The 16,207-nt window shown below is 69.4% G+C and carries 10 protein-coding genes; 7 read left to right on the forward strand and 3 right to left on the reverse strand.

Features of this window, described 5'->3' with window-relative positions:
* Nucleotides 1-2: 2 nt before the first annotated feature.
* From O7625_RS20550 to O7625_RS20560, 3 genes are read left to right on the forward strand one after another with little or no spacing between them, the layout of a single operon-like run.
* A complete protein-coding gene (locus O7625_RS20550; RefSeq protein WP_282340715.1) occupies nt 3-581 on the forward strand; it encodes a hypothetical protein in 579 nt (192 codons plus the stop codon).
* Complete coding sequence (locus tag O7625_RS20555) at nt 571-1,191, forward strand: thymidylate synthase (RefSeq protein ID WP_282340716.1); 621 nt, start codon at nt 571-573, stop codon at nt 1,189-1,191. The genes O7625_RS20550 and O7625_RS20555 overlap by 11 nt, the downstream gene beginning before the upstream one ends.
* Complete coding sequence (locus O7625_RS20560; protein WP_282340717.1) at nt 1,188-2,129, forward strand: hypothetical protein; 942 nt, start codon at nt 1,188-1,190, stop codon at nt 2,127-2,129. Before O7625_RS20555 ends, O7625_RS20560 begins: the two co-directional genes overlap by 4 nt.
* Here the strand turns inward: O7625_RS20560 and O7625_RS20565 are convergent.
* From O7625_RS20565 to O7625_RS20575, 3 genes are all read right to left on the reverse strand, one after another.
* Nucleotides 2,126-2,590, reverse strand: a complete 465-nt coding sequence (locus O7625_RS20565; RefSeq protein ID WP_282340718.1) for a hypothetical protein — start codon at nt 2,588-2,590, stop codon at nt 2,126-2,128. The genes O7625_RS20560 and O7625_RS20565 overlap by 4 nt on opposite strands.
* A 172-nt stretch (nt 2,591-2,762) precedes the next feature.
* The gene (locus O7625_RS20570) at nt 2,763-3,947 is read right to left on the reverse strand and encodes a hypothetical protein (protein WP_282340719.1); all 1,185 of its coding nucleotides are present in this window, start codon (nt 3,945-3,947) and stop codon (nt 2,763-2,765) included.
* Nucleotides 3,948-3,955: 8 nt separating this feature from the next.
* A complete protein-coding gene (locus O7625_RS20575; RefSeq protein ID WP_282340720.1) occupies nt 3,956-5,944 on the reverse strand; it encodes a DUF262 domain-containing protein in 1,989 nt (662 codons plus the stop codon).
* Between the two features lie 298 nt (nt 5,945-6,242).
* Here O7625_RS20575 and O7625_RS20580 point away from each other — a divergent pair, with 298 nt between their 5' ends.
* The 4 genes from O7625_RS20580 to O7625_RS20595 are packed head-to-tail and all read left to right on the forward strand — an operon-like array spanning nt 6,243 to nt 16,169.
* On the forward strand, nt 6,243-10,001 hold the full coding sequence (locus O7625_RS20580) for a hypothetical protein (RefSeq protein WP_282340721.1): 3,759 nt from the start codon (nt 6,243-6,245) through the stop codon (nt 9,999-10,001).
* 41 nt (nt 10,002-10,042) lie between these two features.
* Entirely contained in the window at nt 10,043-12,739 is a 2,697-nt protein-coding gene (gene pglZ / locus O7625_RS20585; RefSeq protein ID WP_282347021.1) for a BREX-2 system phosphatase PglZ, read from the forward strand.
* Nucleotides 12,736-14,064: a BREX system ATP-binding protein BrxD gene (gene brxD / locus O7625_RS20590; RefSeq protein ID WP_282340722.1), complete on the forward strand. Its 1,329-nt coding sequence runs from the start codon at nt 12,736-12,738 to the stop codon at nt 14,062-14,064. Before pglZ ends, brxD begins: the two co-directional genes overlap by 4 nt.
* On the forward strand, nt 14,061-16,169 hold the full coding sequence (locus tag O7625_RS20595; protein WP_282340724.1) for a DEAD/DEAH box helicase: 2,109 nt from the start codon (nt 14,061-14,063) through the stop codon (nt 16,167-16,169). Before brxD ends, O7625_RS20595 begins: the two co-directional genes overlap by 4 nt.
* Nucleotides 16,170-16,207: the final 38 nt, after the last annotated feature.

Genomic DNA, 16,207 nt, shown 5'->3' on the forward strand with positions numbered 1-16,207 from the left:
CGGTGCACGCTGCCGACGGTGGCTGGGTGGAGGTGGGGCGGCCGGGCCACCTGGGGTCACGACGACGCGATCGGACGGCGGCGTGGGAGGCGGAGTTCGGGCCGGGGCGATGGCGGCTCGTCTGGCGCGTCGGCGCGGTCGTCCATCCGTGGGAGGCGGCGCTCTGCCTCTATGAGGACGCCTACCACCGGCGGCTGAGCGACGATCCTGACCTGCGGCACCGGTTGATCCGGACCGCCCGCGACGTCTACGACCGGGATCCGTCCGACGTCGTTTCCCGGCTCGACTACGCCCGCCAGCGCGGCAGCGGCCACCACCTCCAGGACGTGGCGGTGCGGCGGACCCTGGTCCGGCTCGGCCGCTGGTTCGCCGGCGACCGGCTGGTGCGCCTCCGGCGCGGCGGCGACGGTGCGGCCGGCGAACTGGGCGACCGACTCGACTCGTCCGTGGTGCCGTTCCACCGGCCCGACCTGATCGTCCGGCCGGAGCTGGACGGCTGGTGGGAGCGGGGCAGCGTGGAGTCGTTCTACCAGTCCAACCGGGTGCTCCAACGGCAGGAGGCGGTGCGGGATGGAGATTGAGGCGTCGACCGTAGCCGCCGGTTGGCACGAGGTCATCGCGCTGTTCGCGCGGCAGCCGCCGACCAGGATCGCCACCCGGCACGGGGTCTCTTTCGACATTCCGGGCCTGACCGTCTGGCTGCGCAACCCGGCGGACCTCACCCCGCCGCAGGGTTACCTGTATCCCGAGCTGATCAAGGACTACCGGGATCGGATCTTCGGTGACCAGCGGGAAGCATCACTGCTGTACCAGCGGATGCGGCGTTGGGCCGACGGTGACGGGCCGCCGGTCGACCAGTTCGCGCAGGCGGTGGAGCTGCTGCGCCGCGACGAGCACAGCCGGTCGGCGGTGTTCTCGCTCTGGCGTCCGGAGGAGGACCTCGGCGGCCGCTTCCCGGTGTCGCCCGTCGGCGGCGCGCTGCGCATCGTCGGCGACGACCTCGTGCTCTTCCTGACCGCACGCAGCGTCGACGTGTGGGTCGGCCTGGTGCCGGAGCTGCTCACCTTCGCCCAGCTCGCTGCCGACGCGGCCCTGGAACTGGGCCTCACCGGCAGCCGGCTGTGCCACCACTCGTGGAGCGCACACCTGTACGAGGTCGACTACCTCACCTACCTGGCAGGGCCGACATGAGCCGATCCCTCACCCTGCTGGACAGCGGCGTGATCGATGCCCGGACGATCGACAAGGTTCTCCAGTCGGTGGTCTTCTTCTCCGACCAGGTGGTGCTGCGGGCCTCGTTCGAGATCGCCGCCTCCCACCGGCAGCGCGCCGCCGAGATCAACCGTCGGGTCGACGAGCTGCACGATGCGGGCCTGCTACGGCTCTGGGGGCACGAGTACGAGGTCGACGATGCCGGCCGGGTGCGGGTGGGACGTGGCAGGTCGACCGGTCGACAGGCGGACCTGGTGATCGCGCAGGGGCAGCTCCGGGAGAACCTGACCCGGATGGACGAGGTGATGCGGGGCATCCGCGAGGAGGCGTACCGGGGCGTGGCCGTCGGCCGCCCGGTGCTCAGACAGGGCGCGGCCGAGATCGTCAGCCTGCGCAACCACATGGCGTCGTTGGTGATCTCGTCCGAACTCGAACAGGACGGGTTGCTCGCCAATCCCGCGGTCGGCACGCAACTGGCAACCAGCGTCGCCCGACCACCGGCGGAGCGTTTCGACGCGGCGGTCGTGCGCGACGTGCTCGGGCAGCTCCAGCTCGGCTCGCTGGACCAGTTGACCGTCTCGCAGATCGTCGAGTCCCGTCGATACCACGCCGACTTCCGTCAGCTCCTGGACGAGTCCCTGCTCGCGGTCTCCCGGGGCTACGATCCGGTCCTGACTCCGGAGGCGACGGCCCGGGAGATCGCCCGCCGGTACCGGGAGACGGTCGCCGAGTTCGCCCGCCCCCGGGTAGCCCACCAGGCGGTCGAGGAGGTGGTCTGGGACGTGCTCGGCGCGACCGTCCCGTCCACCGTCGTCCTCAAGTACGGACTCCGCGCCCTCACCTGGCGGCGGGCCGCCCAACGGGCCCGCCCGTTCCTGCTGCTGATGCACCTGGAACGGGCGTTGCGCAGACGCTAGCGGCGGGACACCCCGTCATCCGCCCCGGCCACCGCCGGCAGTGACGCCCGGTGTGCGGCGTAGGCGGCGGCCACGGCCGGCAACGCGCCGTGCGCGGTCGGCGGAAGCAGGACCCGCAGGTGCCACAGGGCGATGTCCACGTGATCGAGCCGGTCCGACCCGTGGCCATGGACGGGACCGGTGCCGAAGGCCCACAGCAGCACCAGCGCCAGCGCGAGGGCGGCATCCGGATCGGCGTACCGCAGCGGGAACCAGGAGCGGGCGGTGCCCGGAAGAACGAACGTGCGCCCCTGTCGGCGGTCTTCCTGGAGGCGCTCCGACAGCGTCACGAACCCCGGATCGGTGGCGACACGGTCCAGTTTCCAGGCGATGTGCGCCGCAGCGCAGAGCGTCGTTGCCGCCGCGATGAGCGCGGCACACTCCTGGTGGTCGAGCCGGTTCCGGCGAAGCCCGAACCTCATCGCCAGCGTGCACGGGCGACGGGCGCCCGGTGCGCTCGTGGGTGTCGACGGCGCGCCGAGGGTGTCATGCGCGGAGCCTGTCATGTCGGGGACCGCCATATCAACCGTGACACTCGTACCGATCCGTCCCGAATGCCAGAGCGGGTGTTGGCATTCGGGACCACCTCCCGATCTAGGTGATCCCATCGAGGACGACGAGGATGGCCGCTGCCAGCTGCTCGATCGAGTCGATCGTCTGAGTGGCACTCGACGCGTCGATAGGCCGCTTCTTGGTCGGGTCGTCAGGGTCTTCGTCGTACTCGTGGGCGATCTTGTGTCGGCGCTGCGCGATCTGGCTGAGCTGATCCTGTACCTCGACCCCGGTGAAGGAGACACCGTCACCATTCTGCTCGGTGAGCACCTTGGCGACCCTGTTCCAGAACCCGTTGACGTCGGCGACCAGTGCGAACCCTTCCCGGATCTTGGTGGGGTTCTGGTAGACGAGATGGCCCCGACTCTGCAGCTGCTGGTCCACGGCGTCGACAAGTGTCACCTTGCCCAGCTGCACCTGCTCCACCAATCCCAGGGAGAGCGGGAAGGCTGCGAACGCCTGCGGTCTCACGGCGTCGGGCTGGGCGGCCAGCCGGAGCATCCGGGCCCGGATCTCCTGACGTACCCAGTGATCCAGGGCCGCGACGCTCTGTACCCAGGCAGCACGGAAAACGTCGGTGATCTCGAACGCGCCGACCTTCAACAGAGCCAGGTGTTGCCCGGCGGTGGCGAGACTACGGGCATAGTTGAGGTTCCGCTTGAGGTTGGCGAACGGCTCCGATGCTCCCTCGGACAGACCGGGCGAGGCCACGGCCCCGGGCGGAACGACACCCGGGGCGGGCGCCGACAGGGGATCGCCTGCGAGTCGCAGGAGACGGGCGGTCACCTCCGCCTGGTTGATCCGATAGACGGTGGTCAGGCTCGGGAGCGTGGCCAACTCCCGTTCCACCGAGGCGCGTGGCAGATCGGTACGGGCCCAGGAGACCGTACGGACGTGTGCGATGCCGCGGGCCAGATCCTGTCGGTACTCGTAGGAGCCGGTGATGCGGCCGAGGGCGACGTCCGGGCTGGACCTCCGAAGCAGGAGCACCACGTCACCCGGCGCCATCCGGTCCCGGAAGGCGAACAGTTGGATGGCGTGACTGTCCCCCGTGCGCCGGCCCATGTCCGGGTACGCCGACCGGACCCGCTGCCGAACACCCGACAGCGTCGTCGTGTCGCCGAGGTCACCCGTCGCCGCCCAACCGACCGCGATCAGGTTCTTCTGGAGAGCCAGGTCCTCGTACCTGTCGTCGCGCCCGGTACGGACGATCCATGCCTGCGTCACAGGTCTCCTCAATCGGTGCTGGTGACGGGGAACTTGATCCGCTCACCGGTCCACGGTGTCGGCTGGTCGAGCGTCGGGGCCGCCGACAGTGGCTGGGAGCTGAGTCGCTCCCGGTCGAACACCGCACGCCATTCCTCCGGCGTGCCGGTCACCAGGAACGGACCGATGGGAACATGGAGGGATTCCTCGATCATCTGGACGGGCACCGACTCTCCGGCGATCGTCACGTCGCTGTCGATGCCGGCGATCCGGGCCGACTCGATGGCATTCTCCAGCTCGCCCATGGTGGCGGAGCCGACCCAGGTGATGCCGTCGCCGACGGCACTGAAGACCATCTGTCCGCCGTCCCGGCGGCTCTCGTACAGTGCCAGGTCGAGCGAGAAGCCGGCGTTCGGGTCGGCCGGCCCGGCCGGTACCTCGTCGAGAAGCACGGGCCGGAACCGGTCCAAGAGGTCGTTCATGGCATCCGCAAGCAACTGCCGGCGTTCGACAAGGAAACGCGCGTAGCCGTCCGGGTCGTACAGAGCCTTGTCCATCGGCACGCAGTGCGCGCGCAACTCCCGCTCCTCCAAACCAGGGAGGTAGTCGGCCGGGCTGCGACCGTTGATCTGCTTGTTGGCCTTGGTCGAGATGAACACAAGGTTGGCGAGATCGTTGACGGTGCCCTTGTCGAACCGGTCGTCGAGCGTGTTCGGCGGGTGGATGTGGTGATGCTCGAGCTTCTGTCCCTCGTCGTGCCCGGGCAGAATCTCAGTGCCGTACCACCAGTCCCGGGCCCCGTTGGCGAGTGCGACCAGCAGGCTGAGGAAGAAGTAGGGGCTCTCCTTGGTGCGGCCGCGCAGCGCCCGGTCGGTGACCTCGGCCCGGGACTGCTCGACGTTCAGCCCGGCGAGCAGCGTCCCCACGGGATCGGGTTGTCGAGCTGAGCGGATGTCCTGACTCAGCTTGGTGTCCGTGGAGCCGCTGTAGCGGGTCTGGATCGTGGCCAGGAGAAGCCAGTAGATGATTCCGTCGCTGGTGGCACGGTCGATCGGCTCGTCGTTTCGCTCACCGAGCAGGACGACGAGTGGGATGAGGACCACCATCGAGGGGAGTGGATCAGAGCGAGTGAGGCCCAGGTTGGTCCGTAGGAGTGGGATCAGCCGCCGCAGGCCACGCTGGACCACCGCCCAGCCACGCTCCAACTCGACGTCCTCGGTCTGTCGCAGACGGCTGTGCGACCACACCGAGAGGCCCCGACCGAGCACCACCCCGGCCAACGCGCGGGAGAGGAAGTTGACGTCGACGTCGGCATACCCCTGTTGCGCCCACTGCTTCGCCTCGGCCTGCAGCTTGGCGAGCACCCCGGTCCAGCGGGTCGAGAGGGTCGCCATGGCGAGGTCGAGGGTGCCGAGTCGTCGCCCACCGCTGTTGACCCGTACGAAGATCTCGGCGACCTCCTCGTAGGGAAAGCCCTTGAGTACCTCCATCACGAACCTGCGGTCCCGGAGCCCCTTGATCCGGCCGAGTCGCTCCTCGATCTCGTGGTCGGGCAGCGTGGAGTTCGCGTCGAGGAGCTGTTTGGTCAGTCGCAGCATGCTCGCCTTCGGATCGAGGACGTCCGCCACCTTGATCCACCTCGGGTCGCGTTGAGTCGCCGCGCTCTGGTTCTGGAACTTCTGCGCCTCGACGTTGAAGACGACCTGCGCCTCCGGGTGGTCCCTGAAGACGCGGTGCAGCGACGTCAGGCGCTGCTGCCCGTCCAGCAGGAACAACGGTGGCCGGAGTGGGCCGGAGCCGGCGCCGGTCACCGACATCTCGCGGATCTGTGGTGCCTCGTCGGTTTCCCAGAACAGCAGCGAGCCGAAGGGATAGCCGCGGTAGATCGAATCCATCAGCTTGGCGACCTGTGTCGGCTTCCAGACATATTCCCGCTGAATCTCCGGGAGCAGGATCTCGGCGTTGGAAATCTGGTCGATGAGCTCGCCGATCGACCGGTCGATCCTGTCTACGTGCATCTACAGCCCTCTTCGTCATGGCTGCTGTCGACGCAGGTCAGCCAATTGCGCGCATGGTGAGCCAGCACGGCGGCAGCCGACCCTGGTGTGGAAGGGGATGCGGCGTTCCGACGGGGCTCGATGTTTCCTACCGTGCCGGGAATGAGAGTGTCCACCCCGCAGTCGGCTGTTTCGGTCCCCGGAAGCGGCGAGCGGGCGGTACGTCTGGATCCAGCCAACTCGCCTGACAGGCCGATCTCCGCCGACAACAGTTCGTGCCGCCCCGGGTGACCGTCGGCCGATCGGTACGGTAGGCGGCATGTCTGCGCCCACCCCAGAACCGCTGCTCCGGAACTACATCGACATTCCGGAGCGGACGAGCACCAGCGACTTCGTGCTCAAGCTCGCCGACAGCGTCGCCGACGCGGACGCCACCCTCCGTGATTATGTCGTCACGGATCGGCTGCTGGGGAACTTCGACGAGGCGCTCGGCCTGATCCGCTCCGCCGTCGAGGGCCACGCCTCGAAGGCGGCGTACCTGCACGGCTCCTTCGGCTCGGGCAAGTCGCACTTCATGGCCGTGCTGCATGCCCTGCTGCGTGGTGCGCCGGTCGCCCGGGGCCGGGACGAGCTGGCACCGCTGGTCGCCAAGCACAGCGTCTGGCTGGACGGGCGGAAGTTCCTGCTGATCCCGTACCACCTGCTCGACGCGCGGTCATTGGAGCAGCGAGTGCTCGGTGGCTACGTGGACCGGGTGCGCGCCCTGCACCCGGCGGCGCCCATCCCGGCGGTCCACCGCACCGACGCCCTGCTCGCCCAGGCCGCCTCCCTGCGGGAGAAGATCGGCGACCAGCAGTTCATCGCCGGGCTCCCGGGCGGTGACGCCGAGGACGAGTGGGGTGACACCGAGGCGTTCTGGACGCCGGAGCGCCTCGACGAGGCGTTCGGTGGCTCCTACCGCGACGAGCTGCGTCGCAAGCTCGTCAACGACCTGCTGACCAGTTGGAACGCCGGCTTCTTCAGCAACGCCCGGGAGGACGCCGAGGCGTTCGTCTCCCTGGACCCCGGTCTCACCGAGATCAGCCGCCACGCCAAGGAGCTCGGTTACGACGGACTGGTCCTCTTCCTCGACGAGCTGATCCTCTGGCTGGCCAACTCCATCGGCGACCAGCAGTTCGTCTCGCGCGAGATCCAGAAGATCACCAATTTTGTCGAGGGCGGCGACACCCGCCGGCCCATCCCGGTGATCAGCTTTATCGCCCGGCAGCGTGACCTGCGGGAACTGGTCGGTGAAGAGGTCGTCGGTGCCAACGAGCTGAGCTATCAGGACACCCTCAACCTGGCCAGTGGCCGGTTCGACGTGATCAAGCTGGAGGACCGCAACCTGCCGGAGATCGCCCGCCGTCGGCTGCTCAAACCCCGCACCGACGAGGCCGCCGAGGCCATCCGACGGGCCTTCGACGCCACCACCAAGGTACGCCGGGAGGTCTTCGACACCCTCCTCGGCAGCGACTCCGGCAGCGGGGCCGACGTGGACGCGTTCCGTTCGACGTATCCGTTCAGCCCGGCCTTCGTCTCCACCCTGGTCCACGTCTCCAGCGCGCTGCAGCGCTCCCGTACCGCGCTGAAGCTCATGCGTCAGCTCCTGGTCGACCGGCGGGAAACGTTGCGACTGGGGCAGCTCGTGCCGCTGGGTGACCTCTACGACGTGATCAGCACCGGCGGCGACCAGCCCTTCACCGAGAAGCTCAAGGCCGAGTTCGAGATGGCGCAGAAGCTCTATGACCTCAAGCTTCGACCCCACCTGCTCGGTCAGCACGGGTTGACCGAGGACGATCTCGACGCCGCCCGACGCGGCGACCCCTTGTCGCCCGAAGCTGCCGGCCGGGTGCGGGCGTTCACCGGCGACGACCGGCTGGTCAAGACCCTGCTGCTGGCGGCTCTGGCCCCCAGCGTGCCGGCGCTGCGCAACCTCACGGGGCGACGCCTCTCGGCGCTGAACCACGGCAGCATCACCAGCCCGATTCCCGGCGGCGAGGTCGCCCAGGTCAACCGCAAGCTCGCCGACTGGGCCGGCCAGTTCCCGGAGATTCGCATCGGTGAGGGCGACGACCCCGTCGTCGCGCTGGAACTGGTCGGCGTGGACGTCGACAGCGTCCTCGCCACCGCCAAGCACTACGACAACGACGGGTCTCGCAAGCACATCGTCCAACGGCTGCTCTGGCAGCAGCTCGGTGTGCCGTGGAGCGACTCGTTCTTTGCCGAGGCGGGGCTCGCCTGGCGGGGCAGCCGTCGCGTCGTCGAGCTGGTCTACGGCAACGTCCGCGACCCGAACGACATCCGCGACGCGGCGTTCCACCCGGATGCCCCTGACGGCTGGCGCATGATCATTGACTATCCGTTCGACGACGGCAGCCACGGCCCGGCCGACGACCGCCAGCGGGTGCAGGATCTCCTCGGCCGGTCCACGGCCCGGACGATCTGCTGGATCCCGGCGGCGCTGACCGTCGAACGCCGCAACGAGCTGGGCAAGCTGGTTATCATCGACAAGTTGCTCGAAGGTCAGCGGTTCGACAGCCACGCCGAACACCTCAACCCGGACGACCGCCGGCGCGCACATGGTGCGCTCACCAACCAGCGCAGCGCGCTGCTCGTCAAGATGCAGGGCGTGCTCCGGCAGGCGTACGGACTGGCCGCGAAGCAACCCAATGACATACAGCTCGGTTTCGACGACCACCTCCAGTCGCTGACCCGGGCGTTGGAACCGACGCTGCCGATGGGCGCGACCTTCAACGACGCGCTGCGGAGCATCGGCGACCAGATGCTCAGCGAGCAGTTCCCGGCCCACCCGGACTTCGACCCCGACCGCAAGGGCGACCCGGTGCGTCTGCCGGACGTCAGGGTGGTGCTCGACTACGTGCGGCGTGCGGTCGAGTCGCCCGAGGGGCGCGTCGAGGTGGAACGGACACACCGGCAGACCATGCGTCGGATCGCCAACCCGCTGAAGCTGGGCACGATGCACGAGGCGGCCTTCGTCGTCGAAGGGGAGTGGGCGCAGCATTTCCACCAGAAAGCCGCCAGCGAGGGCATCACCGGTGAGCTACGGGTGACGGACCTGCTTCGCTGGATGGACGAGCCCCGGGCACGAGGGCTGGACCCGGTGGTGGCCCAGTTGGTGGTGGCGACCTTTGCCGAGCAGACCGACCGGGGTTTCTATCTGCACGGCAGCCCGGTAACCCCGGAACTGGGCAAGATCACCCCGGACCTGGTGCTGCGCGAGGAGAGCCTGCCCTCCGAAGCCGACTGGGAGACCGCCCGGGCCCGAGCCGCCGCGATCTTCGGGTTCCACCAACTCGCCCTGCGTCGAGGTCGATTGGTGGCGATGTTCACCCGGGACCTGAGCATCGCCGCGACCCGACACCGGGACAACGCGCACACCCTGGTGACGCTGCTCGAAGAGCGAGCGGTCAGGCTGACGCTGGATCAGGAGACCGGCCGGCTCGCCACCGCGCGCGCCGCCGCCGACCTGCTGGAGTCACTGGTCGCCGCGGCTACGCCAAAGGAGGCGGTCGAACGACTCGCCCGTGCCGACCTCGCCGGACCGGCCGACCGCACCGGTCGGAGCATCAGCAGCGCCGCGCAGGTCGCCACCGCGCTGACGACTGCTCCCTGGGACACCTTCGAGATCGTCGCGGGCCTGCCCGAGCCGCACCGGGCACAGGCCGACGGCATTCTCGGTGAGCTGCGGGCGGTGGCCCAGGCGGACGAGCTGACCGCACCACTGGCTCCGGCGCTGCGGCGGGCCCAGAGCGCGGCCACGGCGTTGCTGCGTAACGTCACCGCAAGTAGTTCGGGACGCAACCGCGGTGGTGCCGGACCGGATGGTGGGGCCGCAGGCTCGGGCAGCGGCTCCACCGGCGCGGTCGGCGGTAACGGACCGGGGACACGCCCTGCCCCGCCGGCCGGTAGCCGTCAGGTCCGCGCCGGCGCACTCGACGACGCACTCAGCGAATTGCGCGCCTTCGCGAGTAGCCACGACGACGCGACCATCGAGGTGACCTGGAGAATCATCAAGTGACCCAGGCAACCACGCCAGCGCAGACACTGCGGATCAACCCGGTGGCCCTGCGGCAGAAGGTCGGGCAACAGTTGACACGGCACCGCAACGGAGACGCGTACCCGGTGTTGGTGCTGCGGGCCGAACCGAACTGGCCGTACGAACCGACGGTGCTGTTGCCCGACGGCCGCCAGGCCCGGGTGGTGCCCGGCATCTCGCCGCTGTCCGTGTGGGAGCATCTCGTCGCCGATCGCCAGGACGAGGTGCTGGTGGTCCTGACCGACATCCCGGAATCCCAGCTCGGGCAGGGCGTTCGGAGCCGGATCTTCCGGCAGCAGGTGATCCCGGTCGAATCCTGGGACCTGGTAGTCGACGCCTTCGGCGCACAGCTACCCGACAGCGCGCTGGAACTGGAGTCATGGGCCGGTGAGGCCCTGCTGGACGCCATGCCGCCGGCCGGGTGGCCGAGGCTCAGCACCCGGGTGTTGACGCGTGACGTGGCACTGCGCCACCTCGCCGCTGTCCGGCTCGGTCTGGAACGCAGGGGCGAGAACGCCGACGACCTGGACGTGGCCGCACTGCTGCGCTGGAGCGTCGAGCCCGGGGCGGTGCAGGCGTTCGGTCTGTTGCGCCCGGCGGAACGGGACGGCCTGGTGCGCTGGCTGGTGGAACAATTCGGCAGACCGGCGCGGGCACTGTTCGCGCTGGTCGGTGTCGGGCACGGCGTCGACGCGCTGCCGCTGGGTCTGGTCTGCGACGCGGTCTGGACCAGGGACGCGGTGGACGCAGCCCGGGTGCAGGGCCGGATCGACCAGTACTTCGGGCACCTCGACGACGACACCACCGTACGGGGTTTCGCCAATGCCACCGTCGAGGTGGTGGTGGGCATGGTGACCGCACGGGAAGCCGCCGTCAATAGGCAGGGGCACGCAGTGCTGCACCGTGCGGAGGAACTGCTGGTCCAGTTCGGGGGCGTCGGAAGCGCCGGACAGAGCACGATCCTGCGTACCGGATTCATCCACCGTGTCGACGAGGTCGCCCGGGCGCTGCGGGCCGGTCTCGCCGACCCGGCCCATCCGGCGCTGGCGCCGGCCGTCGAGAACGTGGCCGCCCACCTGCTGGCGGACTCGGAAGCCATCCGGATCCGGCGAATCCGGATGGCCCAACGGCTCGTCCGCTGGCTCGGCGGCGAGGCCGCTGCTCCGGCCAGCGTCGCAGATGGTATCCAGCGGCAGATCGCTGAGTGGGGATGGGTTGACCGGGCGTTGCATCAGGTGTGGGCCGGCGACGACATCCACCTCGGTCTGCAACAGGTGTTCCGGGAGGTCCACGATCGGGTCCAGCAGCGCCGGCGTGACCTGGACGAGGCGTTCGCGGGTCGACTCGCCGCTTGGGCTACCGCCGGTCCGGGTAACGACGCTGGCCTACTGACCATCGAGAATCTGCTGCCCACCGTGGTGGAACCGTTGATCCGGGCCAGGTATCCGGTGCTGCTGGTGGTGCTCGACGGAATGAGTGCCGCAGTGGCCGTGGAGCTGGCCGACGAACTGTCGCAGCAGTGGGTCGAGTACGACCCGCTGGGCGCGGGCGTCGTCGGTCGCCGCCGGGGAGTCGTCGCTGCCCTACCCACCCTGACCGCTACCTCGCGGACCTCGCTCTTCGCCGGGGCGCTGCGTAGCGGAAGTCAGGAGCACGAAAAGCGGATGTTCGCCGAGGGGCGCTGGGGCCACGGCGCCCGGATTTTCCACAAGGGGCCTGCCCGGGGTGCGGCTGGGGAAGTCCTCTCCGAGGACCTGCGGACCGCGATGGCGGATCCCGCGCAGCTGGTCGCCGTTGTGATCAACACTGTGGACGAGTCGCTGGCGCACGGCCGAGAGGGCGACGAGGCCGGCTGGCAGCTCAACGACCTGGGATTCTTGCGTAGCCTGCTCGATCTCGCCAGTTACTCCGGCCGTGCCGTGCTGATCACCAGCGACCACGGTCACGTGCTGGAGCGGGGCGGCGAACTGGTCAAGGCCCCTGATGCCGCATCGGCCCGGCACCGCACGGGCGCAGCGCCGGTCGGCCCCGGTGAAATCGAGCTGCGTGGTCCCCGGGTGCTCGCGGAGGGGCAGCGGATCATCGCGTTGTGGGATCCACTCCGACGCTACCGTCCCAGCAAGGCCGGGTACCACGGCGGCGTCTCACTGGCCGAGGTGACCATCCCCCTGCTGGCCTACCTACTGCCCAATGTCACTGCCGTGCCGGCCGGGTGGGTACCCGTGCAGGGGCAGCGGCCCGATTGGTGGCAGCCGGCGGCAACGGAGCAGCCCGCCACCATCGCACCCGCCCGCCCATCCGCTCCCAAATCACGCCGCAAGGTGGCCCCGCTCAGGGGGGAGGTGCTGTTCGATATCCCAGCGCAAACGGCGGCGCCGGGCACGGCGCACACCTCCGGCGACGGTGACCTGGTGACCGTGCTGCTGGACACCGAACTCTTCGAGGCGCAACACGGGCTCACCCCACGCCGGGTGGACCGCAGGAAGGTCGAGGCGGCGCTGCGTGCGCTGGTGGAGGCCAAAGGGGTGTTGCCCGTCGCCGTGCTGGCCCAACGGGCAGGAGAGTTGCCCGTCCGGGCCGGCGGCTTTGTCGCCACCATGCAGCGCATTTTCAACATCGACAACTATCCCGTGCTCACGATGATCGACGATGGACGTACCGTGCGACTGGACATTGCGCTGTTGCGAACCCAGTTCGGGCTGCCGGGGGGTGGGTCGTGACCGGGGTGAGCGTCGCCCGTCGCCGTGAGGTGATCGATGCGCTGCGCCGTGGGGCCGTCCCGTCAGCGGGCCTGGACCTCCTCGCTGTCGGGTTGGACCGATTCGCCACCGCTGTCGGGGAGGACCTCGACACCGTCGCCGCCGGAGGAGCGGTGTTCAAGGCCGTCCGGGGCGAGTACGGCTCAGGAAAGACCTTCTTCACCAGGTGGATCGCCGAGAGCGCCAAACGGGCCAACTTCGCCACCGCCGAGGTGCAGGTCTCCGAGAACGAGACCCCACTGCACAAGCTGGAGACGGTGTACCGCCGACTCACCGAGCGGCTCACCACCGCGACCTTCCCGCCCAGCGCGATACGGCCGGTGATCGACGGCTGGTACTACGCGCTGGAGGAGGACGTCCTCACCGCGGAGACGGTGGCACCGGACGACGTCGAAGCGCTCGACCGGGCGGTCACCACGCTGCTCGACCAACGGCTCGCCGTGGTCAGTCGCAGCGCGCCCGCGTTCGCCGCCGCGCTGCGGGGATACCGGGCCGCGTCCCTTGCCGGCGACCCGTCGACCGCCGATGCGGTGCTCGCCTGGCTCGGCGGCCAGCCACACGTCGCGGCCTCGGCCCGCCGGGTGGCGGGTGTCCGGGGCGACCTCGACCACTTCGCCGCGCTGAGTTTCCTGCAGGGCCTCCTTGTCGTGCTCCGGGACAGCGGCCATCCCGGGCTGCTGCTGGTGCTTGACGAGGTCGAGACGTTACAACGGGTCCGTTCGGATGCCCGGGACAAAGCGTTGAACGCGTTGCGTCAGCTCATCGACGAGGTGTACTCGGGTCGCTTTCCCGGTCTCTACCTCGTGATCACTGGCACCCCGGCCTTTTACGACGGGCCGCAGGGGGTGCAGCGGCTTGCCCCGCTGGCCCAGCGCCTCGCGGTCGACTTCAACACCCACGCCCGGTTCGACAACCCCCGAGCCGTGCAGATCCGCCTCCCGGGCTTCGCCGTCGAGTCCCTGGTCGAACTCGGCGGTCGGGTGCGAGACCTCTACGCGGACGGCTCGGCCGCATCTGCCCGGGTTCGTTCCCTGGTCGATGACGCTTACCTGGCCCAGTTGGCGGGCGCGGTCGCCGGCGGGCTGGGTGGCAAGGTGGGGGTGGCGCCCCGGTTGTTCCTCAAGAAGCTGGTGGGTGAGGTGCTTGACCGGGTCGACCAGTTCTCCGACTTCGACCCACGCCGCGACTATGCGCTCACCCTGACCGCTACCGAGATGACCGACGTGGAACGGAACGCGACAAGCGCCGGCGAGGTAGCCCTCGACCTTGCAGCCGACGAGCGATGAGCGGAGCCGAGCTGCTACACCCCGTGGTCCTGCACCACGTGGTGAACTCCTTGCAATGGCCCGGCCTGCGGTCCCTCCAGGAGGCCGCGGTCGGTCCGCTGCTGGGCGGCGAGGACGCGCTGCTGCTCGCCCCGACCGCAGGCGGTAAGACCGAGGCGGCGATGTTCCCGCTGTTGTCCCGGATGGAGCAGGAGAGTTGGTCGGGCACCTCGGTGCTCTACATCTGCCCGCTGAAGGCGCTGCTCAACAATCTGCTGCCCAGGCTGGAGAGCTATACCGGGTGGCTGGGCCGGCGGGCGGCCTTGTGGCACGGCGACGTGACGGCAGGGCGACGGCGGGCCATTCTGCGTGACCGACCCGATGTGCTCCTCACGACCCCCGAGTCTCTGGAGTCGATGCTGGTCAGCGCGACGGTGGACGAAACGACGTTTCTCGGGGGGGTCCGGGCGGTGGTCGTGGACGAGGTGCACGCCTTCGCTGGCGACGACCGGGGCTGGCACCTGCTGGCCCTGCTGGAACGGCTCAGCCGGGTCACCGGCCGGCCGGTCCAGCGGGTCGGGCTCTCCGCGACGGTGGGAAACCCCGACGATCTTCTGTGCTGGCTCCAGGGGGCAGGTCGGGGCAGCCGACCGGCGCGCGTGGTGGCACCCGCCGCCGCAGCGGCCGCCGTCTCACCGCCGCCCGGCGAGGTGGAACTGGATTACGTCGGCTCCGTGCACAACGCGGCAAGGGTCGTCGCCGCGCTGCACCGTGGCGAGAAGCGACTGGTGTTCTGCGAGTCGCGGGCACTGGTGGAGGAACTCGGTCAGAAGCTCCGCGAACTGGGGGTCAAGACGTACCTCTCCCACGCGTCGCTCTCGGCGGACGAGCGGCATCGGGCCGAGGAGGCGTTCGCCCAGGAGCGGGACTGCGTGATCGTGGCGACGAGCACCCTGGAACTGGGTGTCGACGTGGGTGACCTCGACCGGGTCATCCAGATCGACGCGCCGCGAACCGTCGCCGCGTTTCTCCAGCGCATCGGGCGCACCGGTAGACGGCCAGGCAGTGGCCGCAACTGTCTGTTCCTCGCGCTGGACGGGGTAGGGCTGCTGCGGGCGGCCGGGCTGCTCCACCTCTGGTCGCAGGGATGGGTCGAGCCGGTCACCGTACCCCCGGAACCACGCCATATCGTGGCGCAGCAGGTGCTCGCCCTCTGCCTGCAACGTCACCAGATCGGTGACCAGCTGTGGCAGCAGGAGTGGAACGGACTCGCCCCGTTCGACCGCAGCGCACAGGTCATCGTGCGACACCTGGTCGAGCACGGATATCTGGACTCGGACTCCGGCATGTTGTTTCTCGGCCCGGAGGCGGAGCTGCGTTTCGGACGCCGTCATTTCATGGACATGCTCGCCGTCTTCACGGCGCCGCCGCAGTTCACCGTGCTCGCCGGGCGTCACGAGATCGGCAGGACCGATCCCGCCCTGTTGACCGCCAAGGTCGAGGGCGCCCGGCTGTTGCTGCTGGCGGGCCGGAGTTGGCGGGTCAACCACATCGACTGGAAACGCCGTCGCTGCTTCGTCGAGCCGGCCGACGGGGGTGGAAAGGCGCTGTGGATGACGGGGGCCGCCCCGCAGGGGCTGTCGCACCGGATGGTCCGGGCGATGAGGGACGTGCTGGCCGGGGCGGACCCGAAGGTCGTTCTCACCGCGCGTGCGGTGGGACGGCTCGGCACGCTCCGGTCGGATGCTTCGTCCACCGCCCATCCGGGCGGTTCGGTAATCGTCCGGGACCGGGAGGGTGAGGTGCGCTGGTGGACGTGGGGCGGGTTCCGGGCCAACGCCACCCTCGTCGCCACGTTGAGCGAGCTGGCCGACCCGACCCAACGGTACGACGACGTGAGTATCCGACTGCGCGCCGACCTGGACCGGGAGATGTGGCGGGCCGCAACGGCCGACGTGCAACACCGGATCTGTCTGCCGGAGGTGAGCGAGAAGGCCCTGGTCGGCCTCAAGTTCAGCGGTGCGCTGCCGATCCGCCTGGCGACCGCCACCCTCGCGGCCCGGCTCGCCGATGTCGATGCCGCTGCCGCGGTGTTACGGGAGCCAGTCCGGTTCGCCTACCTCTGAGTCGACGATGGACTTGTTTCCATAGGCAACCATCACTA

Origin of the sequence: Micromonospora sp. WMMD714 (assembly GCF_029581315.1) — a bacterium.
GTDB lineage: Bacteria > Actinomycetota > Actinomycetes > Mycobacteriales > Micromonosporaceae > Micromonospora > Micromonospora rifamycinica.

Excerpts from the sequence above, each read along its gene's own strand:
- O7625_RS20555 (WP_282340716.1), top strand. The coding sequence starts at position 571 with ATGGAGATTGAGGCGTCGACCGTAGCCGCCGGTTGGCACGAGGTCATC.
- O7625_RS20560 (WP_282340717.1), top strand. The coding sequence starts at position 1,188 with ATGAGCCGATCCCTCACCCTGCTGGACAGCGGCGTGATCGATGCCCGG.
- O7625_RS20565 (WP_282340718.1), bottom strand. The coding sequence starts at position 2,590 with ATGAGGTTCGGGCTTCGCCGGAACCGGCTCGACCACCAGGAGTGTGCC.
- O7625_RS20575 (WP_282340720.1), bottom strand. The coding sequence starts at position 5,944 with ATGCACGTAGACAGGATCGACCGGTCGATCGGCGAGCTCATCGACCAG.
- O7625_RS20580 (WP_282340721.1), top strand. The coding sequence starts at position 6,243 with ATGTCTGCGCCCACCCCAGAACCGCTGCTCCGGAACTACATCGACATT.
- O7625_RS20595 (WP_282340724.1), top strand. The coding sequence starts at position 14,061 with ATGAGCGGAGCCGAGCTGCTACACCCCGTGGTCCTGCACCACGTGGTG.